Source organism: Dongia sp. (assembly GCF_041909655.1).
In the GTDB taxonomy this organism is placed as follows: domain Bacteria; phylum Pseudomonadota; class Alphaproteobacteria; order Dongiales; family Dongiaceae; genus Dongia.
In genome coordinates, this window is sequence record NZ_JAYRDA010000007.1 from 164,256 (window position 1) to 188,375 (window position 24,120).

22 protein-coding genes and 1 pseudogene are annotated in these 24,120 nt (G+C 62.9%); 19 read left to right on the top strand and 4 right to left on the bottom strand.

The genetic code is table 11. From position 1 onward, the window contains the following. Positions 1-74: 74 nt before the first annotated feature. The gene (locus ACE3PR_RS15830; RefSeq protein WP_374373831.1) at positions 75-1,190 is read right to left on the bottom strand and encodes an aromatic ring-hydroxylating dioxygenase subunit alpha; all 1,116 of its coding nucleotides are present in this window, start codon (positions 1,188-1,190) and stop codon (positions 75-77) included. A gap of 106 nt (positions 1,191-1,296) precedes the next feature. Between ACE3PR_RS15830 and ACE3PR_RS15835 the strand changes: the two genes are divergently transcribed. The 13 genes from ACE3PR_RS15835 (at position 1,297) to ACE3PR_RS15895 (ending at position 14,594) form a co-directional block, all read left to right on the top strand. After that, the gene (locus ACE3PR_RS15835; protein WP_374373833.1) at positions 1,297-2,166 is read left to right on the top strand and encodes a LysR substrate-binding domain-containing protein; all 870 of its coding nucleotides are present in this window, start codon (positions 1,297-1,299) and stop codon (positions 2,164-2,166) included. Positions 2,167-2,335: 169 nt separating this feature from the next. After that, on the top strand, positions 2,336-3,340 hold the full coding sequence (locus ACE3PR_RS15840; protein ID WP_374373836.1) for a Gfo/Idh/MocA family protein: 1,005 nt from the start codon (positions 2,336-2,338) through the stop codon (positions 3,338-3,340). A gap of 16 nt (positions 3,341-3,356) precedes the next feature. After that, positions 3,357-4,502, top strand: a complete 1,146-nt coding sequence (locus ACE3PR_RS15845; RefSeq protein WP_374373838.1) for a glycosyltransferase family 4 protein — start codon at positions 3,357-3,359, stop codon at positions 4,500-4,502. Then, a complete protein-coding gene (locus ACE3PR_RS15850) occupies positions 4,499-5,110 on the top strand; it encodes a histidine phosphatase family protein (protein ID WP_374373840.1) in 612 nt (203 codons plus the stop codon). Before ACE3PR_RS15845 ends, ACE3PR_RS15850 begins: the two co-directional genes overlap by 4 nt. Next, entirely contained in the window at positions 5,103-6,254 is a 1,152-nt protein-coding gene (locus ACE3PR_RS15855; RefSeq protein ID WP_374373842.1) for a glycosyltransferase family protein, read from the top strand. The genes ACE3PR_RS15850 and ACE3PR_RS15855 overlap by 8 nt, the downstream gene beginning before the upstream one ends. Beyond that, positions 6,247-7,035: a polysaccharide deacetylase family protein gene (locus ACE3PR_RS15860; RefSeq protein ID WP_374373844.1), complete on the top strand. Its 789-nt coding sequence runs from the start codon at positions 6,247-6,249 to the stop codon at positions 7,033-7,035. Before ACE3PR_RS15855 ends, ACE3PR_RS15860 begins: the two co-directional genes overlap by 8 nt. Before the next feature lie 7 nt (positions 7,036-7,042). Further along, complete coding sequence (locus tag ACE3PR_RS15865; protein ID WP_374373846.1) at positions 7,043-7,549, top strand: hypothetical protein; 507 nt, start codon at positions 7,043-7,045, stop codon at positions 7,547-7,549. Then, positions 7,546-9,450 carry a dipeptide ABC transporter ATP-binding protein gene (locus tag ACE3PR_RS15870; protein ID WP_374373848.1) on the top strand — a complete coding sequence of 635 codons (1,905 nt, stop codon included), beginning with the start codon at positions 7,546-7,548 and terminating at the stop codon, positions 9,448-9,450. The genes ACE3PR_RS15865 and ACE3PR_RS15870 overlap by 4 nt, the downstream gene beginning before the upstream one ends. After that, on the top strand, positions 9,447-11,396 hold the full coding sequence (locus tag ACE3PR_RS15875; RefSeq protein WP_374373851.1) for an ABC transporter substrate-binding protein: 1,950 nt from the start codon (positions 9,447-9,449) through the stop codon (positions 11,394-11,396). Before ACE3PR_RS15870 ends, ACE3PR_RS15875 begins: the two co-directional genes overlap by 4 nt. 17 nt (positions 11,397-11,413) lie before the next feature. Next, entirely contained in the window at positions 11,414-12,445 is a 1,032-nt protein-coding gene (locus ACE3PR_RS15880) for an ABC transporter permease (protein WP_374373854.1), read from the top strand. Next, positions 12,442-13,632, top strand: a complete 1,191-nt coding sequence (locus tag ACE3PR_RS15885; RefSeq protein WP_374373856.1) for an ABC transporter permease — start codon at positions 12,442-12,444, stop codon at positions 13,630-13,632. Before ACE3PR_RS15880 ends, ACE3PR_RS15885 begins: the two co-directional genes overlap by 4 nt. 78 nt (positions 13,633-13,710) lie before the next feature. Then, positions 13,711-14,067 carry a hypothetical protein gene (locus ACE3PR_RS15890; RefSeq protein WP_374373858.1) on the top strand — a complete coding sequence of 119 codons (357 nt, stop codon included), beginning with the start codon at positions 13,711-13,713 and terminating at the stop codon, positions 14,065-14,067. A gap of 2 nt (positions 14,068-14,069) precedes the next feature. Next, positions 14,070-14,594, top strand: a complete 525-nt coding sequence (locus ACE3PR_RS15895; protein ID WP_374373860.1) for a hypothetical protein — start codon at positions 14,070-14,072, stop codon at positions 14,592-14,594. Here ACE3PR_RS15895 and ACE3PR_RS15900 read toward each other — a convergent pair. Together ACE3PR_RS15900 and ACE3PR_RS15905 are read right to left on the bottom strand one after the other, a co-directional pair. Continuing rightward, positions 14,584-15,186 carry a glutathione S-transferase family protein gene (locus tag ACE3PR_RS15900; RefSeq protein WP_374373862.1) on the bottom strand — a complete coding sequence of 201 codons (603 nt, stop codon included), beginning with the start codon at positions 15,184-15,186 and terminating at the stop codon, positions 14,584-14,586. The two genes, ACE3PR_RS15895 and ACE3PR_RS15900, sit on opposite strands and share 11 nt — an antisense overlap. 131 nt (positions 15,187-15,317) lie before the next feature. Beyond that, positions 15,318-15,683 carry a histidine triad nucleotide-binding protein gene (locus ACE3PR_RS15905; RefSeq protein ID WP_374373868.1) on the bottom strand — a complete coding sequence of 122 codons (366 nt, stop codon included), beginning with the start codon at positions 15,681-15,683 and terminating at the stop codon, positions 15,318-15,320. A 182-nt stretch (positions 15,684-15,865) separates the two neighbouring features. Between ACE3PR_RS15905 and ACE3PR_RS15910 the strand changes: the two are divergent. The 6 genes and pseudogenes from ACE3PR_RS15910 to phoB form a co-directional block, all read left to right on the top strand. Next, positions 15,866-16,837, top strand: a pseudogene (locus tag ACE3PR_RS15910) (substrate-binding domain-containing protein); the annotation flags it as partial. A gap of 159 nt (positions 16,838-16,996) precedes the next feature. Then, positions 16,997-18,229 carry a phosphate ABC transporter permease subunit PstC gene (pstC, locus tag ACE3PR_RS15915; RefSeq protein ID WP_374374018.1) on the top strand — a complete coding sequence of 411 codons (1,233 nt, stop codon included), beginning with the start codon at positions 16,997-16,999 and terminating at the stop codon, positions 18,227-18,229. Beyond that, positions 18,222-19,553 (top strand): phosphate ABC transporter permease PstA, encoded by a 1,332-nt coding sequence (gene pstA, locus ACE3PR_RS15920; protein ID WP_374373870.1) that lies wholly within the window; start codon positions 18,222-18,224, stop codon positions 19,551-19,553. Before pstC ends, pstA begins: the two co-directional genes overlap by 8 nt. An 11-nt stretch (positions 19,554-19,564) precedes the next feature. Beyond that, positions 19,565-20,341 (top strand): phosphate ABC transporter ATP-binding protein PstB, encoded by a 777-nt coding sequence (pstB, locus tag ACE3PR_RS15925; RefSeq protein ID WP_374373872.1) that lies wholly within the window; start codon positions 19,565-19,567, stop codon positions 20,339-20,341. Between the two features lie 14 nt (positions 20,342-20,355). Next, positions 20,356-21,069, top strand: a complete 714-nt coding sequence (gene phoU / locus ACE3PR_RS15930) for a phosphate signaling complex protein PhoU (RefSeq protein ID WP_374373874.1) — start codon at positions 20,356-20,358, stop codon at positions 21,067-21,069. 52 nt (positions 21,070-21,121) lie between these two features. Beyond that, entirely contained in the window at positions 21,122-21,826 is a 705-nt protein-coding gene (gene phoB, locus ACE3PR_RS15935; protein ID WP_374373876.1) for a phosphate regulon transcriptional regulator PhoB, read from the top strand. A gap of 6 nt (positions 21,827-21,832) precedes the next feature. Here phoB and ACE3PR_RS15940 read toward each other — a convergent pair whose 3' ends face one another. Further along, on the bottom strand, positions 21,833-24,076 hold the full coding sequence (locus ACE3PR_RS15940; RefSeq protein WP_374373880.1) for a CHASE2 domain-containing protein: 2,244 nt from the start codon (positions 24,074-24,076) through the stop codon (positions 21,833-21,835). Positions 24,077-24,120: the final 44 nt, after the last annotated feature.

Genomic DNA, 24,120 nt, shown 5'->3' on the forward strand with positions numbered 1-24,120 from the left:
ACTATGGCTGGAATCATCATGCATGGCCGGCAGGCTTAGCACCGCCCGCCCGGATTCGCCAAATGCGGAATCGGCTAGGGTTCAGTGACACCCTGGGGCTTCAGCGCGGCGCGGATTTCGTCATGGAAATACCGCACACCCATTTCATGGCGCGGGCTCATCGGGCCGTTTTTGAAGAGGCCCGATTCGAGGTTGCTCTGGGCGTCCTCGCAGATGCCGAAATCTTCGCGCACGATCTGGCAATTGGTCTCGATCGTGTGGCGCTGGCCGGCCTCGAGCTCGGGGGCCAAGGATTGGAAATAGAAATTGTAATGGAGCGTCGTCGAACGCGTCCCATGGGGCACGATGCGGGACGCATTCATGCCGTCGGGATAGACCGACAAGGTCATGTTGGGCCAGATCCACAGCCAGAGCCCGCCATAGATCGAGCCCTCCTTCTGCGGCGCCTTCATGATCACCACATTGCGGCCATAGGTGGTCTCGAATTTGTTGAAATCGATCGCCTGGATGAGGCCAGGATGGATGCCGGGGATGTGGTAGCCCTCGACGAAATTGTCGGTATAGGTCTTCCAATTGCTTTTGACCGCGAAATCCGCGACGTCGCGCTTCATGAAGCTTTCGATCGGGTAAGGCGCGACCAGCGCCGGGACATCGCCCAGGAAATCGATGAGCGGCACGGCCTTGCCGTCGAGATTGACGAAGATGAAGCCGCGCCAGGTATCGAGGCGCACGGGCTTCAATCCATGCTCTTCTTTCCGGAACCAATCCGCCTCGCCGAAATGGGGTGCCGCTTTCAACTTGCCGTCATGGTCGAAGGCCCAGCCGTGATAGCGGCATCGCAGCACGTCGCAATGTCCCTCGCCCTCGGCGAAAAGGGGGGCGGCGCGGTGCGGGCACATGTTGTGGAAGGCCTTCAGCTTGCCGTCGCGGTCGCGGAGGATGAACACCTTGAAGCCGGTGAATTCCACGGCGACGTAATCCCCGGGCTGAGGCAGGTCGCTCTCGCGCGACACGAATTGCCAAGTGGCCGCGAAAATCCCCCAGCGCTCGGCCTCGTAGACGGCCGGGTCGTGATACCAGTGTGCCGGCAGGGTGAAGAGCGGGGTCGATTTGCCGTCGACCGGATTGCCGCCAAGAGTGGTGCTGGCGGTCGCAAATCCGGTGGTCTCGGTGCCTGTGTCGGGTGCCATTTGGGTGCCGTCCTAGTTTGACTCAAATCATCTGCTCGACAAATGGATTGACGCAAGCGAATACTTTTCCCGGTTTTCGTCAAAAAAATTGTCGTTTGGAGGCGGCATGCTGCAAAGCCTGACACATCTGACGGGGCTGCGGACCTTTTACGCCGTCGCCCGGGAAAGCGGCATCACCGAGGCGGCCCGTGCGCTCAACGTCACCACCGGGGCGATCCGCTACCAGATCCGCGAATTGGAGAAGGAACTGGGCAGCCAGCTTATTCTGCGGAGCCGGCGCGACCTCACCCTGACGGCGGCCGGGGCGGATCTCTACCAGAAGCTCGGCAAGGCCTTTGAGGAGATCCATCTCGCCTGCCGCACGGCGCAGAACGCCGTGGTGAAGGGCGAATTGCGCTTTGCCAGCGCGCCCGCCTTCGCGGCCCTCCGGCTGATGTCCATCCTCGAATTGTTTCTGCGCCGCTTCCCCTCGATCATTGTGCGCCAGTTTCCGATCGAAGAGGCCGACGAGACCATGGACGTCATCCTCTCCTTCGGCGAGCGCGCGATTCCGGGCCGGCGCGTCGCGATCCTGCGCAACGAGACCTATTTTCCGCTGTGCAGCCCCGAACTTCTCTACAAGGCACCGATTCGGTCTCTGGACGATCTCAGGGATCACGTCCTATTGCATGGCGATAGCGAGGAGGATTGGCCGCGCCTCTTCCGCGCCGGCGGGCGGGGCGAGATAGCCCCGCGCCAGCATGTCTATCTGCCCAATTCGCATTTGGCGCTGGAAGCCGCCAAGGAAGGCTGCGGCCTCGCCGTGGGCAGCACCCTCCTCTCCGCCGAGGATCTCCGGCGCGGCACGCTGTTGAAATGCCTCGATCTGGAGATTCCGGCGCCGCATCCCTATTTCGTGATCCGGCCGCGCGACGACAATCAAGAAATAGCGGACGCTTTTGCCGAGTTGATCGTTGAACAACTGGAGCGGAGTTAACTGAATTTGCGCGCGCCACAACCGAACGGCGAAAATCGATCACACAGGTGGAAAGATGATCGGTCGCCGGTTGCAATCTGCGTCACAAGAACAGCCCATTTGCTTGCTCCCGCGGGGACCCTATGGTCCTATGCGCGCTTCGTCTCGTTTGCGTAGAGGTTGGTTAAGGATGAAACCAGTTAGATGGGGTGTGATCAGCACCGCGGATATCGGTGTTAAGAAAGTGATTCCCGCGATGTTGCGCGGGAAGGGAATGGAGATCGCGGCGATCGCTTCGCGCGATCTTGGTAGGGCGCAGGAAGCCGCGCAAAAGCTGGGTATTCCGCAGGCTTATGGCTCCTACGAGGCATTGCTCGCCGATCCCAGCATTGAAGCTGTGTACAATCCGCTGCCCAATCATCTCCATGTGCCGGTGACCTTGCAGGCGCTTGCCGCCGGCAAGCATGTGCTCTGTGAAAAGCCGATCGCGCTGGACGCGCCGGAAGCGAATCAATTGACCCGGGCGGCGGCGAAGACCAACAAATTGGTGGCCGAGGCCTTCATGGTCCGCTTCCACCCGCAATGGCAGCGTGCCCGCGAGTTGGTGCGTTCTGGCACCCTGGGCGAGGTGAGGCTGGTGAGCTCGGTCTTTACCTATTTTCTGGATGATCCCACTAATGTGCGTAACCAGGCGGAAATCGGCGGCGGGGGCCTCTACGATATCGGCTGCTACCCGATCGTGATTGCGCGCTATCTGTTCGGCGCCGAACCTTTCCGCGTCACCGCGGCGATGGATCGCGACCCCACTTTCAAGACCGACCGCCTGACCTCGGCGATCGCCGAATTTCCCGGCGGCCGGCATCTGGTTTTCGGCTGCGCCACGCAATTGGTCCCGCGCCAGCATGTGCAGATCCTGGGCACCAAGGCGCGGGCCGAAGTGATGATTCCCTTCAACGCGCCCCCGGGCCAGACGACCATCATCCGCATCGACGACGGCAGCGATCTCTCCGGTGCCAACATCAAAACCGAGACGATTCCCGCTTGCGATCAATACACGCTGCAGGGCGAAGTCTTCTCGGCCGCGATCCGCGGCGGGCCGCCGCTGGAATTCAACCTGCAGGATGCCGTCTGCAATATGCGCGTGATCGATGCCATGTTCCGGGCCGCCGCCGGCGGCACCTGGCAGACGGTGTGAGGCGCAGGTCGGAAACATGACGGCGCGCGCCATCCGTATCGCCTTCTACGCACCGCTGAAGGCGCCCGATCATCCCGATCCTTCGGGCGATCGCACGGTGGCGCGGCTGCTGGCGCAGGCGCTGCGGCAGACGGGGGCCGAGGTCACGATTGCCTCGCGCTTCCGCGCCCGCCTCTCCGGAAATACGGAATCGGAGCAGCGGCGCCTGGCCGCGAAGGGCCATGCGCTCGCCGACAAGCTCATTGCGAAATACCGCAAGCTGCCCAAGGGCAAGCGGCCGCAGCTCTGGTTCACCTATCACCTTTACTACAAGGCGGTGGATTGGATCGGCCCGCGCGTGGCGGCGGCGCTCGATATTCCCTATGTGGTTGCCGAAGCCAGCCATGCGCCCAAGCGGGCATCCGGTCCCTATGCGCTCTCGCATGCGGCGGCGGAGCGGGCGATCAAACAGGCGGCGGCGATCCTCTGCCTCAATCCCGCCGACAAGGAATGCCTCGCCGGCATCGTGGCCAAGAAACGCCTCATCGATCTGCCGCCCTTCCTCGACATGAGCGCCTTCGCGCGCCAGCGGCCGGACCGCAATCTGGCGCGGCTCAAACTGGCGACGCATTACAGTCTCGATCCGTCACTCCCCTGGCTGCTCGCCGTCGCCATGATGCGGCCGGGCGACAAACTTGCTTCCTACGAGATGCTGGCGGAATCGCTGCGTCACGTAAAACGGCCCTATCGCCTGCTGGTGGTGGGTGATGGCGCGGCGCGGCCGCAGGTCGAGCATGCCTTTCATGCCTTGCGCGCCAAGATCGTCTGGCTGGGCCTCAAGCCCGTGCAGGAGCTGCCCGATATTTACGCCGCCGCCGATCTCCTGGTCTGGCCAGCCATCAACGAAGCCTTCGGCATGGCGCTTCTGGAAGCGCAGGCCTGTGGCTGTCCCGTGATCGCCGGGGCCAGCGGCGGCGTGCCGGCGATCATCGCCGATGGCGAAACCGGCTGGCTCTCGGCGCCGGGCGACATGGCGGCCTTCGCCGCCGATATCGATTTCGCGCTGGAACACGATCTTGCCGCCATGCGCCTCGCCGCCCGCGCCCATGCGCTCAAATTCCACGACATCGGTGCCGCCGCTGCGCGGCTTGAAAAGCTGGTCGGCAAGCTGGTGCATCCGTGACGCTTCTGGCGATCATCCGCCATGCGCCCACCGCGTGGAACCGCGAGAAGCGGCTGCAGGGTCATACCGATATCGGGCTGGGGCCGGAAGGGCGCATCGTCGCCGCGAGCTGGCAGGTGCCGGCGGCCTGGCAGAATTGGCGCCTGCTGGTGAGCCCGCTGTCCCGTGCGCGCGAAACCGCGGCGGTGCTCTTTCCGCAAACGATCCCCGAGATCGAACCGGCCTTGCGCGAGATGAGCTTCGGCGAGTGGGAGGGGCGCTCGCTCGCTGATCTGCGCGCCGATGCCGGCGCCGAGGCGGAGGAACGCGAAGCCCTCGGCCTCGATTTCCGAGCACCCAAAGGGGAAAGCCCGCGCCAGGTGCAAGCGCGCCTTACTCCCTTGCTGCAACGCCTCGCCGCCGAAGAGCGCGATATTGTGGCCGTCAGCCACAAGGCGGTGGCGCGCGCGCTCTATGCCCTGGCGACCGGCTGGCAGATGCTGGAGAAGCCGCCGGTGAAACTGAAGGACGGCCGCGCGCATCTCTTCCGCCTTGCCGCCGACGGCACGCCCGAAGTGGCCGAGCTCAATATTCTGCTGGGATCGATGGACACTTCGACCCATGGCTAGGCCGCGCGTCGCCCTTCACGTCCAGCATCTGCTGGGCATCGGCCATCTGCGCCGCGCCGCCGCCTTGGCGCGGGCGCTTTCGGCGCAAGGGGCCGAGGTGCTGGTGCTCTCCGGCGGCGTGCCGGTGCCGGGCATCGATTTCGGCGGTGCCACGCTCCATCAATTGCCGGCGGCGGTGACGGCGGATACCGATTTTTCGCATCTTCTCGATTCCGAGGGCCGGCCGATCGACGATGACTGGAAGGCGATGCGGCGCTCGCATCTGTTGCAGGCCGTGGCCGCTTTCCGGCCCGACATCCTGCTCATCGAAATGTTTCCCTTCGGCAGGCGGCCCTTCCGTTTCGAGCTGCTGCCGCTGCTCGATTGGGCGCGTGCGCAGAACCCGCGGCCCCTCGTCGCGAGCTCCGTGCGCGACATCCTGGTCGAGAAGGGCAAGCCCGGCCGGGCCGCGGAAATCGCCCAATTGGTGAAGGATTGCTTCGACCTCGTCCTGGTTCATGGCGACGCGGATCTGGTGCCCTTCGGCCGCACCTTTCCCGAAGCCGCCGCCATCGCCGACCGGCTGGTCTATACCGGCTATGTGGTCCAGGTGCCGGATCTTCCGCCCCGCGACCGGACGAAGGGTGACGTGCTGGTCTCGGCCGGCGGCGGCGCGGTGGGGGCGCCCTTGTTGCACGCAGCGCTGGCGGCGCGGGCATATTCGGGCCTGCGCGACCGCCCCTGGCGCCTCATCGCCGGACAGAATTTGCCCGCAGCCGATTACGCGGCCCTCGCGGCCGCCGCCGCGCTGGATCCCGGTGTCGTGCTGGAACGGCACCGCACCGATTTCACGGAACTTCTGGCGTCCTGTCATGTCTCTCTCTCGCAAGGCGGCTACAATACCGTGATGGAGATTCTCGCCTTGCAGACACCGGCCTTGGTCGTGCCGTTCGCGGAAGGGGCGGAAAGCGAACAAACCTTGCGTGCGACGATCCTCGCCGAACGGGGGGCGCTCGATTGCCTCGGCGCAGATGCGCTGGCGCCGCGCGAACTGGCGGCGCGGCTCGATCACCGCGCCCGATTGGGCAGCCCCGCCTTCAAGGTCGCGATGAACGGTGCCGAGCGTTCCGCCGAAATTCTGCTGGAGCGCGCGGCGCATGGTTGAGTTGGCAGCGGATTGGGATCAACTGGCACGGGAAATCGATCTCTGGGAGGCCGCCGGATCCGAGCCGAGCCTGTGGTGGCGCGACGACGATGCGGTAGCGGATTCGCCCGCCTTGCGGGAATTGCGCCGTGTGGCGGGGGTGCCACTGGCGCTGGCCGTCATCCCCCTGGCGCCCGACCGGCCCTTGCAGAATTCACTCGCGGTGGCACTAGCGGATTGGCCGGCGGCCATTGTGTTGCAACACGGAATCCAGCATCGGAACGCCGCCGCCCCCAGCGCCAAGAAGAGCGAGTTCCCGGCGGACCGGGCGATGGCCGAGATCGATAGCGGCCTCGCCGCCGCCCGCGCGCATCTGCAACAAAGCTTCGGCGCGCAATTCATCCCGGTGCTGACGCCGCCCTGGAACCGCATTGCCGCCGCGTTTCTGCCCGTGCTGGCGCGGCAGGGCTATCGCGGCATCTCGCGCTTTGCCGAGCCGCCCTATCAAAATCCTACCCCGATCAAAGGCTTGCTTGAGGTGAATACCCAGGTCGACGTGATCGATTGGCGCGGCAGCCGCGGATTTGCCGGCGAATCCGCCTGTCTGGGGCGTCTCGTGGCGCATCTGGCCGCCCGCCGCGCGGGGGCCACGGACCCGCTCAAGCCCACCGGCATCCTCACACACCATTTGGTACATGACGCCGCCACTTGGCGATTCCTCGAGAACCTGCAAGATTGGCTCGCGCGGCGTCGGAAATTGCATATTTTTTCGAGCCCTGCCGCGATTTGGTCACCTGGATAGAGTACGCATGTTCGAGGTTCGTTACCCGCTCGGCAGTCTCGTGAAGGATTACCTGCTGGGTATCCTGGGCCTCGCCGCCATCGTCAACATCATGGCCACACTGGAATCCGGCAGCGGTTTATTCTGGTTCTTCGGGGCACTGGCGATCTTCTTTCTGGTTGTCATTCTCAATGCGGCCCAGCGCCATGTGACGCGCGTCACACTCAGTGAAGATGGCATCGCGACCGGCCCCTGGAATCGCCGCTTCATTGCCTGGAGCGATCTCAAAGGGTTGAGTTTACGCTTCTACACGGTACGATCCTGGTTCGGGCGGAATAAGGGGGGGTGGATGTCGTTGAAGCTGAGATCGGACGGGGCCAGCATCGCCATCGATTCCGATTTGCCGCATTTCCAGAGCGTTGTCACCAAGGCGGCGCTGGCGGCCAAGGCCAATGCGGTCCTGGTCGACGCCTATACGGCGCACAATCTCCAATCTCTGGGCATCCCCCTGGACGGCGAGGGTGTGCCGCAATGACCGACCTTCTCAAAGTCAACAATCTGGCAATCGATTTCGCCCTCGAAGGTGGCGCGGTTTCCGCCGTCAAAGGGGTTTCCTTCCGCGTGCCGGCGGGCAAGACGGTGGCGCTGGTGGGTGAATCCGGCTCCGGGAAATCGGTCTGCGCCCAGGCCATCATGGGCCTGCTGCCGCGTTCGGCGACGATCCGTTCGGGCGAGATCCTGCTCGACCGCCGTGCCTGCGGCGGCGGCGATTGGGGCGACAAGGGCGGCATCGTCGACATTGCGAAGCTGGAGCGCGACGGGGCCGAGATGCGCGCCATCCGCGGCCGCGCCATTTCGATCATCTTCCAGGAACCGATGACCTCACTGTCGCCGGTCCATACCATCGGCGACCAGATCGGCGAGGCGCTGCATCTCCATTTTAATGTCGGCGAGGCGGAAGGGCGCGAGCGCGTCCTCGCCACCTTGCATGCGGTGGGTTTTCCCGATCCCGAGCGGGCGCTCAGAATCTATCCTTTCGAATTGTCGGGCGGCCTGCGGCAGCGCGCCATGATCGCGATGGCGCTGGTCTGCAAGCCGGCGCTGCTCATCGCCGACGAACCGACGACGGCCCTCGACGTCACCATCCAGGCGCAGATCCTGAAATTGATGGCCGATCTGCAGAAGGATCTCGGCATGGCGATGCTGATGATCACCCATGATCTCGGCGTCGTCGCCAATATCGCCGACGAGGTCGTCGTCATGTATCAGGGCGAGGTGATGGAATCCGGCCCGGTCGAGGCGATCTTCCGGGCGCCGGAACATCCCTATCTCAAGGCCCTGATGCAGGCGGTGCCGCGTTTCGGCATGGCCGATGACGAAAGGCTGGTGCCGATCCGCGAAATCAAGAGCGAGGCCGGCCCGCTGTTCAAGCAGAAGCAGGCCTGGCCGGAAGGGGGCGATTCCGCCGGGCCGCTGCTTTCCGTGCGCAACATCCAGAAAGGCTTCACCATCAGGAAGGGCGGCTTCTGGTCGTTGAAGGCGCAGAAGAAGGTGATGGCGGTTTCCGATGTCAGCTTCGACGTCAAACGCGGCGAATGCCTGGGGCTGGTGGGCGAATCCGGCTGCGGCAAGACCACGCTTTCCAAGATCGTCATGAAGGCATTGTCGCCCGATAGCGGCGAGATCCTGTTCAACGATCGCGGCCGCCAGATCGACGTGCGCAACATGACCGGCGCCGATCTCAACGAATATCGCAAGCGCGTGCAGTTCGTGTTCCAGGATCCGATCGGATCCCTCAATCCGCGCATGACCGTGTTCGACATCATCAGCGAGCCGCTGATCATCCACAAGATCGGCGACGCGGCGACGCGGGCCGAGATGGTCAAGGAATTGATGGCGCTGGTGGGCCTGGATATCCGGCATCTGCGGCGCTATCCGCACAGTTTCTCCGGCGGCCAGCGCCAGCGCATCGGCATCGCCCGCGCGCTGGCCCTCCGGCCCGATCTCGTCATCTGCGACGAGCCGGTCTCGGCGCTCGACGTCTCCATCCAGGCGCAGATCCTCAACCTCCTCAAGGATCTCAAGGCCAAGCTCGGCCTCACCTATATCTTCATCTCGCACAATCTCGCGGTGGTGGATTACGTCGCCGACCGGATCATGGTGATGTGCGCGGGCCGTGTGGTGGAAATGGCGCCGACGCAGGAATTGTTCCGCAATCCGCAGCACCCCTATACCAAGGCGCTGCTGGCGGCGGTGCCCAATCCATCGCTCGACGATTGCCTGGATTTCGGGCGCGTCATGGAAGGGAAGGCCTCGCAGCCTGCTTTCTGGCCGGCGCCCTTCACCATCGATGGCGACAACCAGCCCACGCTCATCGATATCGGCAACGAGCATTGGGTCCGGGCTGCCTTGTCGATCCGGAGGGCGGCGGCATGACATTCCGCAATGTAATCGGCGCCCTTGTCCTGGGCCTCGTGCTGTCGTCGGGCACTGCTAGCTGGGCAGCCGAGGGCAAGCCCTATACCGGCTCGGCGTTCTTCGCCGCCGAAGAAAAGGCCGGCGATCTGCCGCCGGTCGAGGAGCGCCTGCCGAATGTTCCCCTGGTGACCGAGATGGCCGAGATCGGCCGGCATGGCGGCGAGATCCGCACGCTGATGGCGAGCCCCAAGGACAGCCGTATCCTGGTGGCCTATTCCTATTCCCGGCTGGTCGGTTATGACCGCGACTACAAACTGACGGCCGACATTCTCGAAAGCTATGAGGTCGAGGAAGGGCGCATCTTCACCTTCCATCTGCGTCCCGGCCATAAATGGTCGAACGGCAAGGCTTTCACCACCGAGGATTTCCGCTTCTGGTGGGAAGACGTCGCCAATAACGACGAGCTCTTTCCGGTCGGCCCGCCCACGATCCTGCTGGTGGATGGCGAGAAGCCCAAGGTCGAGGTGATCGACGAGGTCACCATCCGCTATAGCTGGTCGAAACCCAACACCGATTTCCTGCCGGCACTCGCGGGTGCTGCGCCGCTCTATATCTATCAGCCCTCCAAATACATGAAGAAGTTCCACAAGAAATATGCCGATGCGGCGGAACTCGAAGCGGCGGTAAAGGATAGCGGCCAGCCGAGCTGGGCAGCGCTCTTCAACCGGCGCGGCAATCAGTACCGCAACGACAATCCCAAGCTCCCCACCCTTGATCCCTGGGTGCTCCGCATCAAGCCGCCGGCCGATCGCCTGGTCTTCGTGCGCAATCCCTATTATCACCGCGTCGACACCAAGGGGCAGCAGCTTCCCTATCTCGACCAGATCGTGATGGATGTGGCGGATGGCAAGCTCATCCCCGCGAAAGCGGCATCGGGCGAAAGCGATCTGCAGGCGCGTTATCTGCGCTTCGACAATTATACCTTCCTCAAGAAGGCCGAGAAGCAGGGCCGCTTCAACCTCTATCTCTGGGATGACAGCCGCGGTTCCAATTTCGCCCTCTTTCCCAACCTCAATTGCAATGACGAGGCCTGGCGTAATCTCAACCGCGACGTCCGCTTCCGCCGCGCGCTCTCGCTGGGTGTCAACCGGCACGAGATCAACCAGGCGATCTATTATGGGCTGGGGCGCGAAGGCGCCAACACGATCCAGGAGATGAGCCCGCTCTTCAAATCGCAATACCGCCTGGCCTGGTCGATCTTCGATCTCTCGACCGCCAATCGGCTGCTCGATGAAATCGGCCTGACCGCGCGTGACGAGGACGGGTTCCGCCTGCTGCCCGACGGAAGGCGCATGGTCATCGTCATCGAGACGGCGGGGGAATCGACCGAGGAAACCGACATCCTGCAATTGATCAAGGATTCCTGGGCGCAGCTCGGCATCGATCTTTTCACCAAGCCCTCGCAGCGCGAAGTGCTGCGCGACCGCATCTTCGCCGGCGAGACGATCATGTCGGTTTCCTACGGCGTAGATAACGGCATCCCCACGCCGGATATGAGCCCCCAGGAATTCGCCCCCTCGACCCAGCAGCAATATATGTGGCCGAAATGGGGTCAGTTCATCGAGACCAGCGGCACCAACGGGACCGAGATCGATCTCCCTGAAGCCAGGCAGCTTGCCGGCTTGCTGGCCGATTGGCGCAGCAATGCCGATCCCGCGGCCCGGCGCGCCATCTGGGACCAGATCCTGGAAATCTGGTCGGAACAGGTCTATTCGATCGGGACCGTCACCAATATCCCGCAGCCGGTGATCGTCGATAAATCCATCCGCAACATACCGGAGAAGGGGATGTGGGCCTGGGATCCCGGTGGACATTTCGGTCACTACCGGATCGATACGATCTGGCGCGATTTTCCCCAAGATGTCGTCGTGGCGCTGAGCCCGGTCGAAGATCGCCTGCAATAGGAAGTCGGTAACCCAACATGCTTCGCTATCTCATTCAGCGCGTGCTGGTCATGGTGCCGACGCTCCTGATCATCAGCTTCCTGATCTTCGTCATCATCCAGGCGCCGCCCGGCGACTTCCTGGAAACGACGCTCGCCGAATTGCAGGCGCGCGGCGAGAACATGGACCAGAACCAGATCGAGAATCTGCGCGCCCTCTACGGCCTCGATCAGCCCTTTCACGTCCAATATCTGCGCTGGCTGTTCGGGCAATGGGACGGCCTTACCCATATCAAGGGCGGGCTCATCTTCGGCGATCTCGGCTATTCCTTCGAATACAACCAGCCGGTCTCGGATATCGTCGGTGACCGTCTCGCCTTGACCGTGATCGTGTCGATTGCCTCGATTCTCTTCGTGTGGATCGTCTCGTTTCCGATCGCGGTCTATTCGGCCACCCATCAATACAGCTTCTTCGACTATTTCTTCACGCTCATCGGCTATCTGGGCCTTGCGACACCCAGCTTCCTCATCGCGCTCATCCTGCTCTATTTCGCCAATATCTGGTTCGGTACCTCGATCGGCGGGCTGATGGACGCGGCCTATGTCGGCCAGCCCTGGTCGCTGGCGAAGTTCTGGAGCATCATGGAGCATATGTGGGTGCCGGTTCTGGTGATCGGCCTGCCCGGCACCGCCGGCATGATCCGGCGCCTGCGCGCCAATCTCCTCGACGAGCTCAACAAGCAATATGTGACCACGGGGCGAGCCAAGGGCCTGCCGCCGATGAAATTGCTGGTGCGCTATCCCCTGCGCATCTCGCTCAATCCCTTCATCGCCGATATCGGCAGTCTGCTGCCCGAGCTCATCTCCGGCTCGGTCATCGTCTCGGTGGTCATGTCGCTGCCCATCACCGGGCCGATGCTGCTCTCGGCGCTGCGGTCGCAGGATATGTATCTGGCGGGTTCGTTCCTGATGTTCATGGCCTTTCTCACCGTGATCGGCGTTTTCATCTCCGATATTCTGCTGGCGCTGCTCGATCCCCGGATCCGGCTGGGCGCGGGAGCCGAGAAATGACCGATACCACGCAAGGCCAGCCGGCGACCCGCGGCAGCACGCTGCCGCATTTCGTCAGCCAGAAACCGTTCGATCCCTATGACGTCGAGCGCCTCAATCCGGCGCTCGAGAAGATCTACATGGCGTCGCAATGGCGCATGATGTGGCTGCGCTTCCGCCGCCACAAGGTCGCGATCTTCTGCGGCATCGTGCTCCTCGCCATGTATGGGGCGATCCTCTGCGTCGAATTCCTGGCGCCCTATGGGCAGCATTCGCGCAATGTCGATTACATCTATACCCCGCCGCAGGACGTGCACTGGTTCCATGAAGGCGAATTCGTCGGGCCCTTCGTCTATGCGCTGGATTACCGGCTCGACATGGAGGATCTGCAGCGGATCTATACCGAAAAGACCGACGATCCGCGGCCGATCCGCTTTTTCTGCAAGGGCGATTCCTACAAGTTCTGGAATCTGATCGAGGCCGATTCCCATCTGGTCTGTCCGCCCGATGCCGAGACGCCGTTCTTCCTGCTGGGCTCGGACCGGTTGGGCCGCGACATGCTTTCGCGCATTCTCTACGGCATGCGCATCTCGCTCACCATCGGCCTCTTCGGCGTCGCGGTGAGCTTTTTCCTCGGCATCGTCTTCGGCGGCCTTGCCGGTTATTACGGCGGCTGGGTCGACGATCTGCTGCAGCGCACGATCGAGGTTCTGCGCTCGATCCCGCATCTGCCGCTCTGGCTGGCCCTCGCCGCGATCCTGCCGGTCCACTGGTCGCCGATGCTGGTCTTCTTCGGCATCACCATCATCCTCGGCCTCATCGATTGGACCGGCCTTGCGCGCGCCGTGCGCTCGCGACTCCTCTCGCTGCGCGAGGAGGATTTCTGCGTTGCCGCGCAATTGATGGGCGCCAAACCCTCGCGCATCATCTTCCGCCATCTGATGCCGAGCTTCATGAGCCATCTCATCGCCTCGGCGACACTCGCCATTCCCAGCATGATCCTGGGCGAAACCGCGCTCTCGTTCCTCGGCCTCGGCATCCGGCCGCCGATCACCTCCTGGGGCGTGCTCCTCAACGAGGCGCAGAACATCAATGTGGTGGCCCTCTATCCCTGGCTGATGCTGCCGATCGTGCCGGTGATCGTGGTGGTGCTCGCGTTCAACTTCCTCGGCGACGGTTTGCGCGACGCGGCCGATCCCTATCGCTGACGGGGCTGCATCAAGGCTTGGTCTTGTAATCGGAATATGCGACTATTTTTCCCTCGATAGACTTATTGGGGGCGCAATATGTCGAGCAAGATGCCGTTTCCGGCATTGTCTTTCCTTGTTTTCACCGTGCTTTCTCTCACCGCCTGCCAGCCGCAGGTCGGCCGGACCCATATGGCATCCGACGAGAAAATCCAGATCACGCAGAACGTCTGGGACAATTTCCTGGAATATAAGCGCGTGATGGGATTGGGCGGCGGCGCCTTCGTGGTCTCGGAGAACGGCCTCACCTCGGGCTATTCCTATTGCCCGGATGACCGCTGCCGCCCGGGCAGCTCGACCCAGCGGGCGATCGAATTGTGCGAGAGTGCCGGCATGAAATGCGTCGTCTTCGCCCAGGGCACTTCGATCCAGGTCGATTACGAAATCGTCGATTGAGAATGGCCGCGTCGGCAAAGCGTAACCGTCTCATCAGCCGAAGATCGGCTGCTACGCTTATCGCCAGCATCATGACGTTCGGCTGCCAGCCGTTGCCGCAACCAACGGGCACCGAAACTTGGCCGGTTGAGCTATTTCCGCAACCGACGGGCATCGAATGGGAATCGGATGAGACGCTGCTGCAACCGACCGGCATCGAATTGGAACCAGAAGAGACCCTGCCGCAACCGACCGGCATCGAATTAGGGCCTGATGAGACGTTGTTGATCAGCCAGACAACTTGGTCGGATTATCTTGCTTATGTTGAATTGTTGGAAATCGTGAAGCCTGGCGCTTATGTCGTAAGCCAGACCGGACTTCCCGGAGGATATTCAGTGTGTGCGGACGTTCGCCATTGTTTTAGTACCGAATACTACGTTCGTCGCGCCTTGCGATTGTGCGAAGCAGAAGGCGACAAATGCGTCGTCTTCGCCAGAGACAATGCGATCGTCGTCAGTTTCGACATCGTCAATTTGATCAATCCGTGATGCGGATATGGCCGGGCTGTGCGGCCACGCGCGCGAGCCAGGCCTGGATCGCTGGATAGCGCCCAAGATCGAAGCCGCCTTCATGCGCCACATGGGTATAGGCGTAGAGGGCGATGTCGGCGATCGTGTAGCGATGGCCGACAAAATACTCATGCCGGGCGAGATGGCCCTCCATCACGTCGAGGGCGCGGTAGCCGCCGGCTGTCTTGACCGGCAGCAAGGGCTCGGTCTCCGCCGTCTTCCCAAGATGAGCCACCCAATGCCGCACCACGGCGATGGTGGGCTCGTGGCTGTATTGCTCGAAGAACATCCATTGCAGGACCTGGGCGCGTTCCAGTTTCTGCGCCGGCCAGAAGGGAGTCCCTTCGGCGAAGTAATAGAGAATGGCGTCCGATTCAGCGAGCGGCGTGCCGTCCTCCAGCACGATCGCCGGCACCTTGCCGATGGGGTTGACCTTCAGGAATTCCGGCGTGCGCGTCGAACCGTCATCGACATTCTTCTCGACGCGCCGGAAGGAGAGGCCAAGCTGGGAGAGCAGCAGCCGCACCTTGTAGGCATTGCCGGAAATCGCACTGTCATAAAGGGTCAGCATGGCGGAACTCCAAAGGAACGGAACGCAGGCGCTTGGTGCCAGCTATCTTGCCCGCCGACAATCGACGATTTCTAGCGCGCCGCGTGAGCTGCGCTCACAGGTGTCGCGCGTGAGCTGCGCTCACAGGTGTTTCATTCCGGCAGGGTGATCATGCCGCCGATGCGCTGCCCACCCAACAGGTGGATATGGAAATGCGGCACTTCCTGCATGCCATCGGCGCCGGTATTGGCGATGGCGCGGTAGCCGGTCACACCGATGCCGGCCAGCTTGCTGACCTTGGCGATGGCGCGGGTGAAGGCGACGATCTCGGCATCCGAAGCCTTGGCGGAAAAATCCTCGTAGGATTCATAGGCGCCCTTGGGAATGACCAGCACATGCACCTTGGCCTTGGGATGAATGTCGCGGAAGGCCAGGACATGATCGTCCTCATAGACGGTCTGATTGGGGATCTCGCCCCGCAGGATCTTCGCAAAGATATTGTTGGTGTCGTAAGCCATGGCGCCTTTCCCTCCGGGTGCTGACATTGGTCGGCAAAGTCGCCGAATCCGGGGCAGGAAGTCAAGCGCCGGACGGCTTCAATCGTAATTAACCGATTGATAAAGATCGTGTTTTTGAGGTTCATCAAGCTGTAACATTAGTGTCGTACTTAGCCGGTCAAGACAGGCAAGAGAGATCGACCATGGCCCGATACGGCAGCCGGAACCCAGCTTCGGAACAGATTGTGTCGCATCCCGCGAAGCGGGTGGCCAAGTTGAGCCTGCCGGGGGCCTTCGCCCTGGTTTTCGCCCTGCTTCTGGGGCCAGCCGCCCAGGCCGATGCCCGCGACCAGATCCATATCGTCGGTTCCTCGACCGTCTATCCCTTCTCGACCGCGGTGGCCGAGCATTTCGGCGAAGGCGCATTCAAATCGCCTGTCGTGGAAGCTTCGGGCACCGGCGGCGGCTTCAAGCTGTTCTGCGCCGGCGTGGGTGACGGCTATCCCGACATCGCCAATGCCTCGCGCCCGATCAAGGACAGCGAAATCGAGACCTGCAAGGCGAATGGCGTCACCGAGATCGTCCCGGTCGAGATCGGCTATGACGGCATCGTGCTGGCCAGTTCCCGGGAAGCGCCCGCCCGCGCGCTCGGCTTGCGCGATCTTTATCTCGCCTTGGCCAAGAACGTGCCGGTGGATGGCGTGCTGGTGCCCAATCCCTACCGGAACTGGAACGAGATCAACCCGGCCCTGCCGGCCGACCGTATCGAAGTTCTCGGCCCGCCGCCCACCTCCGGCACGCGCGATGCGTTCCTGGAACTGGTGATGGAACCGGCCTGCCACGCTTTCCCGGAAATCGCGGCGATCGCCGACAAGGATGCGCAGAAGGCCGCCTGCCAATCGCTCCGTGAGGATGGCGCCTATGTCGATGCCGGCGAGAATGACAACCTCATCGTCCAGAAGCTGAGCGGCAATCCGGCGGCCTTCGGCATCCTCGGCTATTCCTTCCTTGCCGACAATCTCGACCGGCTGCAGGGCAGCGCCATCGACGGCGTCGCGCCGGCCGAAGAGAACATCATCGGCGGCCAGTACAAGGTCGCGCGGAAGCTCTTCATCTATGTGAAGAAGCAGCATCTCGAAATCGTGCCGGGCCTCGGCGAATTCGTCGCCGAATTCATGTCCGACCGCGCCTCCGGCCCGCAAGGCTATCTCGCCGACAAGGGCATGATCCCGATGCCCGCCCCGGAACACGACGCCATGGAAGCCGCCGCTTTGGCCGCTCTTCCCATTGCAAGTTCGCTGGGCGCCGGACTCGATCTGGGGCCGGCGGCCGCCTTGCTGCCCTGGGCCGCGGCGGCCTTGCTCCTCGCGCTGAGCTCGATCGGTTTCCAGCTCGGCCGGCGCCGCGCCTTCGTCAGTGTCGGCGGCCAGACGCGGCAATTGCATTCGCTGCCGGGCTATCACGGCCTCTTCGTCGGCCTCGGCGCCTTTCTGCCGGGTGCCGTCGCCCTGCTGGTCGGCATCTTCGTCGTGCGCAGCATGCCCAGCGATACCAGCCGCGACGTCATCTGGGCGGCCATCGCCGCCGCTACCTTCGCGGCAGCTGCCATCGGCCTTGCCTGGGCGCAGCGCCATATCAGCGCCCAGTTCCGTGCCAGGAACGCGGTCGAGCGGGCGGTGATGGTGCTGCTCATCGTCTGTTCGCTGCTGTCGATCCTCACCACGGTCGGCATTGTGCTGTCGCTGGTCTTCGAGGCTTTGCGTTTCTTCGCCAAGGTTTCGCCGATCGAGTTCCTCTTTGGCCTGCAATGGTCGCCGCAGATGGCGATCCGCGCCGATCAGGTCGGCCAGACCGGTGCCTTCGGCGCGGTCCCGGTCTTCGCCGGCACGCTCCTCATCACCGTCATCGCCATGGTGGTGGCGGTGCCGATCGGCCTCATGGCGGCGATCTATCTCTCCGATTACGCCGGCAAGCGCGTGCGCAATTGGGCCAAGCCGCTCATTGAAATCCTGGCCGGCATCCCGACCGTGGTCTACGGCTTCTTCGCGGCCTTGACCGTGGCGCCGCTGGTGCGCGGCGCCGGTGCCGCAATCGGCCTCGATGTCGCCTCCGAATCGGCCCTGGCCGCCGGGCTCGTCATGGGCGTCATGATTATTCCCTTCATCTCGTCGCTCTCCGACGACGTCATGAATGCCGTGCCGCAATCCCTGCGCGACGGCGCCTATGCCTTGGGCGCCACCAAATCCGAAACCATCCGCCAGGTGGTGGTGCCGGCGGCCCTGCCCGGCATCATGGGCGGCGTCCTGCTCGCGGTCAGCCGCGCCATCGGCGAGACGATGATCGTCGTCATGGCGGCGGGTCTCACCGCGCGCCTTACCGCCAATCCATTGGAAGCGGTGACCACGGTCACCGTGCAGATCGTCACCCTGCTGGTGGGCGATCAGGAATTCGACAGCCCCAAGACCCTGGCGGCTTTCGCGCTCGGTTTGGTGCTGTTCGTGGTCACGCTGATCCTCAACATCGTCGCCCTCCACATCGTCAAAAAATACCGAGAGCAATATGAGTGACGCATCCCGCAAGGCCGGCGCCATGCCCGTCAACGATCAAGCCTCGCCGAACCGGCGGCCGAATTTGAGCCAGACCTGGATCCGGCGTCGCTATGCCGCCGAGCGCCGCTTCAAGCTCTATGGCCAATTGGCCGTGCTGGCGGCGATCGCCATGCTGGCGGTGCTGCTGGTCTCGATCATCGGGCGCGGCTATACCGCCTTCTATCAGACCTCGATCTCGCTCGACGTCATGCTCGATCCAGCGAAGATCGCGGTCGACGGCAAGACCGATCCCGAGACGCTGATGGCCGCGGATTACCAGGGCCTGGTCAAAGACAGCCTGAAGGACATGTTCCCGGATGTGACCAGCCGCGGCGACCGCCGCAACCTCTATGCCCTGGTCTCGAACAGCGCCGGCGACGTCATCCGCCAGGCGGTGCTCGCCGATCCGGCTCTCATCGGCACGACACAGCGCTTCACGGTCGCTGCCGACGACAATATCGACATGCTGCACAAGGGTTTCATCGACCGGAACCTCCCTGAATCCGAACGCGTGGTGACCGATCAGGAAATCGCCTGGTATGACAAGCTGGTGGCGGAAGACCGCCTGAGTGCCGGCATCAACACCACCTTCCTCAGCAGCGGCGATTCGCGGGAACCCGAACAGGCCGGCATCCTGGGCGCCTTCATGGGCACCGTCTTCACCATGCTGGTGACGGTGGTGCTGGCACTGCCGCTGGGTGTCATGAGCGCCATCTATCTCGAGGAATTCGCGCCGAAGAACCGGGCGACCGAACTCATCGAGGTCAATATCAACAACCTCGCCGCGGTGCCCTCGATCGTCTTTGGCCTGCTGGGCCTTGCGGTTCTGCTCGGCGTCTTCGGCATGCCGCGCTCGGCGCCTCTGGTGGGTGGCCTGGTGCTGTCGCTGATGACGCTGCCCACGGTCATCATCGCCACCCGCGCCGCCTTGAAAGCCGTGCCGCCCTCGATCCGCGAGGCGGCCTATGGTATCGGCGCATCGCCCTTGCAGGTGGTGCTGCACCACGTCCTGCCGCTGGCGACACCCGGCATCATGACCGGCGCCATCATCGGTCTTGCCCGCGCTTTGGGTGAATCGGCGCCGCTGCTCATGATCGGCATGGTCGCCTTCATCGTCGACGTGCCGGGCGGCATCACCGATCCCTCGACCGTGCTGCCGGTCCAGATCTATCTTTGGGCGGACAGCCCGGAACGCGCCTTCATCGAGAAGACCAGCGCCGGCATCATGGTGCTGCTGGCCTTCCTCATCGCCATGAATGCCATCGCCATCTTCGTTCGCCGCCGCTTCGAGCGGCGCTGGTAAGGACTAGACCCATGAACGCCATCTCGCCCAGCCTTTCCAAAATGTCCGGCCGCAAGGTCACGGTCCATTACGGCCAGAAGCAGGCCTTGTTCGACGTCAATCTGGAGATTCCGGAACGCATGGTGACGGCGCTGATCGGCCCGTCGGGCTGCGGCAAGTCGACCTTCCTGCGCTGCCTCAACCGCATGAACGACGTGATCGAGGGCTGCCGCGTGGGCGGCGAGATCGCGCTCGACGGCCAGGACATCTACGATCCCAGCCTCGACGTCGTGATGCTCCGGGCCAGGATCGGCATGGTGTTCCAGAAGCCGAACCCGTTCCCGAAATCGATCTATGACAACGTGGCCTATGGCCCGCGCATCCACGGCATGGGGGCGGGCAAGGCTGAATTGGACGAGATCGTGCAATGGAGCCTGACGCGCGCCGGTCTCTGGAACGAGGCCAAGGACCGGCTCGACCAGCCCGGTACCGGCCTTTCCGGCGGCCAGCAGCAGCGTCTCTGCATCGCCCGCGCCATCGCGGTCAGCCCCGAGGTCATTCTGATGGACGAGCCCTGTTCGGCGCTCGATCCCATCGCTACCGCGAAGATCGAGGAACTGATCGACGAATTGCGCGAGAATTTCACCATCGTCATCGTCACCCATTCCATGCAGCAGGCCGCCCGCGTCAGCCAGAAGACCGCGTTTTTCCATCTCGGCCAATTGATCGAATGGGGCGATACTGAGCAGATCTTTACCAGCCCGAAGGACGAACGGACCCAGGGCTACATCACCGGCCGGTTCGGCTGAGGAGCAAGAAGACCATGCCAAGCAAAGCCACCGACCATATCGTTAAGAGCTTCGACGAGGAATTGCGGCGCCTCCGCGAACAGATCCTGGCCATGGGCGGCCGTGCCGAGGCGCAGCTCGTTGACGCGATCTCGGCCCTTGCCAAGCGCGATTCGGAAAAAGCGGTCCGGGTGATCGAGAGCGACAAGGGTATCGACGCCCTCGAGATGCAGGTGGCACAGGATTCCCTCAAGGTTCTCGCTTTGCGCCAGCCGATGGCCAAGGATCTCCGCGAAGTGATCGCCGCCATCAAGATCTCGGCGGATATCGAACGGATCGGCGATTACGCCAAGAACATCGCCAAGCGCGCGCTGCAATTGAACCAGCAGGCGCCCCTGAAGCCCACCAGCTCGATCCCGCGCATGGGCGATCTCGCGGTGAAACTCATCAACGCCGTGCTCTCGGCCTATGCCGATGACGACGCGGAAGGCCTCATCGCCGCCTGGCGGTCGGATGAGAGCATCGACGAGATGTATAATTCGCTGTTCCGCGAATTGCTGACCTACATGATGGAAGATCCGCGCAATATCGGCGCCTCGACCCATCTCTTGTTTATCGCCAAGAACATCGAACGCATCGGCGATCACGCGACCAATATCGCCGAAACGGTGCATTTCCTCGTCCATGGCAAACCCATTGACGAAACGCGCCCGAAGGGAGATACGACCAATGTTGCGATCAATGCCTGAGCGCGCCATCTCCGAAAGATCCCGGCGCGCGGACGTCCTGCGAGGCGAACCGATGAGTGATCAGCGTGCCAAGCCCGTGGTCCTCGTGGTCGAGGACGAGCCAGCCTTGCTCACCTTGCTGCGCTACAACCTGGAAGCCGAGGGCTACCGGGTCGTGGAAGCCGTGAATGGCGAGGAAGCCCTGGTGAAGGCGCGGGAAGAGACACCCGATCTAGTTCTCCTCGACTGGATGCTGCCGCTGGTTTCCGGGATCGAGGTTTGCCGCCAGATCCGCCGCATGCCGGATTTGAAGGGTGCTGCCATCATCATGCTGACCGCCAAGGGCGAGGAGGCGGACAAGATTCGCGGCTTGGAGACCGGCGCCGACGATTACGTGACCAAGCCCTTCAGCCCCTCCGAGCTGATGGCCCGGGCCAAGGCGGCCCTGCGCCGCGCCCGGCCGCAATCCGGCGAAGAGAACCTCACCTATGCCGATCTCTCGATGGATCTCGCGACCCATCGCGTGCGCCGCGCCAACCGCGATCTGCATCTGGGACCGACCGAATTCCGGCTGCTGAAGTTCCTGATGGAAAACCAGGGCCGCGTCTTTTCGCGCGAACAGCTCCTGGATCATGTCTGGGGCCGGGATATCTATGTCGAGCCGCGCACGGTCGACGTCCATATCCGACGCCTCCGCAAGGCGATCAACCTCGAAGGCATGCCGGATCTCATCCGCACCGTCCGCTCGGCGGGGTATGCGCTCGACATCGAGGGCTGACGCGGTTCACCCCGCCTTCGAGCGCGCCTCGAAGACGCCGTCCCAATCTTCCGGTGGCGGTGCCGCGCGGTAAGCGGTGATGCGCTCGGCGTATAGATCGTAGAGTGCGCTGAGCTGCTCGGGTGCCGCTTCGCGCGCGGCTGTCAAAGCCATCTCCGCCGCGTCCCAATCCTGCGCGCGGTAGGCTGCGAGCATCTTCTCGTGGAGCGGCTTCAAGACGAGATAGGAGTTGGTGGCCGCGACCTCTTCGTTGCCCAACCCGGTGTAGATCCGCACCGGCCGGTTCTTGCCCTTGACGCGCACCTGGTCGATTTCGAGGAGGGCGAAATCCGGCACCGCCTCCGCCGTCTCCTCGCCGATCACCAGATCGAGGCCGTAAGCGGGCGAGAGTGATTCGAGGCGCGAGGCGATGTTGACGGTATCGCCCAGGGCCGAATAATTGAAACGTTGCTCCGAGCCCATATTGCCGACGCAGGCGATGCCGGTATTGAGGCCTATGCCGACCCGGATCGTGACCGGCCTGGCGTCGGTGGTTCTTGCTTCCGCGGCCAGGGTTTCATTGAGGCGGATCAGTTCCGCCCGCATGTCATAGGCCGCCATGACGGCCTTGCGCTCATGCGCGGCGATGTCCAGGGGTGCATTCCAGAACGCCATGATGCAATCGCCGATATATTTATCGATGGTGCCGCTGTGGCGGTGGATGATGCCGGTCATCGGCGTCAGGAACTGGTTGATGACATGGGTGAGCTGCTGCGGGTCGAGCCCTTCCGACATTTTGGTGAAGCCGCGGATGTCGCAGAACATCACGGTGAGAGGGCGGTTCTCGCCGCCCAGCTTCAGCTTCTCGCGATTCTCCGAGACCCGGTCGACCAGCACCGGCGAGAGATAGAGCGAGAAGGCACCGCGTACCTGTGCTTTCTCGCGTTCGGTTCGGATGAAGCCGATCAGCGTGGCGGCAACGAAGATCAGGAAGGCGGTGCCGGCCGGGTAAAGCGGGTCAAGCAGGAAGCCTTTCGTGACGAAGAAATAGTAGGATGTTCCGAAGGCACCGGCGATGGCGACAATCGCGACGCCAAAGCCAAGCAGCGCGAAACGCAATTGGGCGAGAGCGACCAAAACCAGGCCCAGCAGCAGCAGGGCCAGGAATTCGAGATCGCCAGCCCAGACGGGGCGCTGCAGATAGGATCCGCTTACAATCTGCTCGGCGATCTGGGCGTGAATCTCAACGCCGGCCATGTCACCGGCAAGTGGCGTTGCCTTGAAATCGCGTAACCCATGCACGGTCGAGCCGACGAAAATAATGCGCCCGGCAACGATGCCGGGATCGAAATTGTCGTTCCAGAGATCGGCAAGAGAGAAATAGCGCTGCGGTTCATGGCCAGTGTCATAGAGCAGGATCGACCCGTTGGTATTGGTCGGCACAATGGCCTGGCCGATGCGGATCCGGCTGATTCCCGCGATATTGCCGAGGACACTCTCGCCGCTGCCGCTACTTGCCTTTACCTGGTAGGTCGTCTGCCCTTGCGCGACGCGCAGAGCTTCCACCGCGAGCGTAGGCCGGAACGGTATCGGTTCTTCCGGTATCGGTAGATTCACGAAGATCGGAACGCGACGCACAATGCTGTCCCTGTCCGGATCGGAATTGACCGCACCCACCCCCGCCGCCGCCTTTTGCAGGATGGGCAGAGTCGATATCCAGAACGGATAGGAGGGCACGACGCCGTGGGGATCGTCGCCGGAAAAGGAATAGCCGAACTTGGTGAGGGGAGGAGATTGCACCCGCAACGGATCGGAATGCATCGCGGCGAACGAAACAACGGTCGGTACGCGGGCGATGGCATCCGCCAGAATTTGATCGGGATCGGGCAGGCCCGCCATCATTTGCCGGGCGTTGTCGAAGCGGGCATCTGCGGGCAGGGTGGCGGCAATGGCGCGCGGGCTGGTGCGGTCGGTTTCGCCGAAAATGATGTCGAGAGCAATGGTGGCGGCTCCCAATTCCCGCAGGCGGTCGACGACCGCCGCTATTTGCGCGCGCGACCATGGCCACTGGCCAAAGTGATTGAGACTTTTCTCGTCGATATCGCCGATGCGGATGGGAAGGGTCGGATCGTAGGGGCGGGGGCTGAGGCGCTGGTAATTGTCGAAGACCAGGTTGCGCAATTGCTGGATGGCATAGGGATCCTGCTGGCGCAGAACCAGGGCCGCCAGGAGCAGTGCCAGCGGTATCAAGATGCCGTAGAATTTCTTCATGGCTGCCGCGTTTCCCCTGCCCCCATGACGCCATCCTAACATTC

What these genes read in the sequence shown, in the direction of transcription:
- ACE3PR_RS15830 (WP_374373831.1), bottom strand. Translation starts at nt 1,190, where the DNA reads ATGGCACCCGACACAGGCACCGAGACCACCGGATTTGCGACCGCCAGC.
- ACE3PR_RS15835 (WP_374373833.1), top strand. Translation starts at nt 1,297, where the DNA reads ATGCTGCAAAGCCTGACACATCTGACGGGGCTGCGGACCTTTTACGCC.
- ACE3PR_RS15840 (WP_374373836.1), top strand. Translation starts at nt 2,336, where the DNA reads ATGAAACCAGTTAGATGGGGTGTGATCAGCACCGCGGATATCGGTGTT.
- ACE3PR_RS15845 (WP_374373838.1), top strand. Translation starts at nt 3,357, where the DNA reads ATGACGGCGCGCGCCATCCGTATCGCCTTCTACGCACCGCTGAAGGCG.
- ACE3PR_RS15855 (WP_374373842.1), top strand. Translation starts at nt 5,103, where the DNA reads ATGGCTAGGCCGCGCGTCGCCCTTCACGTCCAGCATCTGCTGGGCATC.
- ACE3PR_RS15860 (WP_374373844.1), top strand. Translation starts at nt 6,247, where the DNA reads ATGGTTGAGTTGGCAGCGGATTGGGATCAACTGGCACGGGAAATCGAT.
- ACE3PR_RS15865 (WP_374373846.1), top strand. Translation starts at nt 7,043, where the DNA reads ATGTTCGAGGTTCGTTACCCGCTCGGCAGTCTCGTGAAGGATTACCTG.
- ACE3PR_RS15870 (WP_374373848.1), top strand. Translation starts at nt 7,546, where the DNA reads ATGACCGACCTTCTCAAAGTCAACAATCTGGCAATCGATTTCGCCCTC.
- ACE3PR_RS15875 (WP_374373851.1), top strand. Translation starts at nt 9,447, where the DNA reads ATGACATTCCGCAATGTAATCGGCGCCCTTGTCCTGGGCCTCGTGCTG.
- ACE3PR_RS15880 (WP_374373854.1), top strand. Translation starts at nt 11,414, where the DNA reads ATGCTTCGCTATCTCATTCAGCGCGTGCTGGTCATGGTGCCGACGCTC.
- ACE3PR_RS15885 (WP_374373856.1), top strand. Translation starts at nt 12,442, where the DNA reads ATGACCGATACCACGCAAGGCCAGCCGGCGACCCGCGGCAGCACGCTG.
- ACE3PR_RS15890 (WP_374373858.1), top strand. Translation starts at nt 13,711, where the DNA reads ATGTCGAGCAAGATGCCGTTTCCGGCATTGTCTTTCCTTGTTTTCACC.
- ACE3PR_RS15895 (WP_374373860.1), top strand. Translation starts at nt 14,070, where the DNA reads ATGGCCGCGTCGGCAAAGCGTAACCGTCTCATCAGCCGAAGATCGGCT.
- ACE3PR_RS15900 (WP_374373862.1), bottom strand. Translation starts at nt 15,186, where the DNA reads ATGCTGACCCTTTATGACAGTGCGATTTCCGGCAATGCCTACAAGGTG.
- ACE3PR_RS15905 (WP_374373868.1), bottom strand. Translation starts at nt 15,683, where the DNA reads ATGGCTTACGACACCAACAATATCTTTGCGAAGATCCTGCGGGGCGAG.
- pstA (WP_374373870.1), top strand. Translation starts at nt 18,222, where the DNA reads ATGAGTGACGCATCCCGCAAGGCCGGCGCCATGCCCGTCAACGATCAA.
- pstB (WP_374373872.1), top strand. Translation starts at nt 19,565, where the DNA reads ATGAACGCCATCTCGCCCAGCCTTTCCAAAATGTCCGGCCGCAAGGTC.
- phoU (WP_374373874.1), top strand. Translation starts at nt 20,356, where the DNA reads ATGCCAAGCAAAGCCACCGACCATATCGTTAAGAGCTTCGACGAGGAA.
- phoB (WP_374373876.1), top strand. Translation starts at nt 21,122, where the DNA reads ATGAGTGATCAGCGTGCCAAGCCCGTGGTCCTCGTGGTCGAGGACGAG.
- ACE3PR_RS15940 (WP_374373880.1), bottom strand. Translation starts at nt 24,076, where the DNA reads ATGAAGAAATTCTACGGCATCTTGATACCGCTGGCACTGCTCCTGGCG.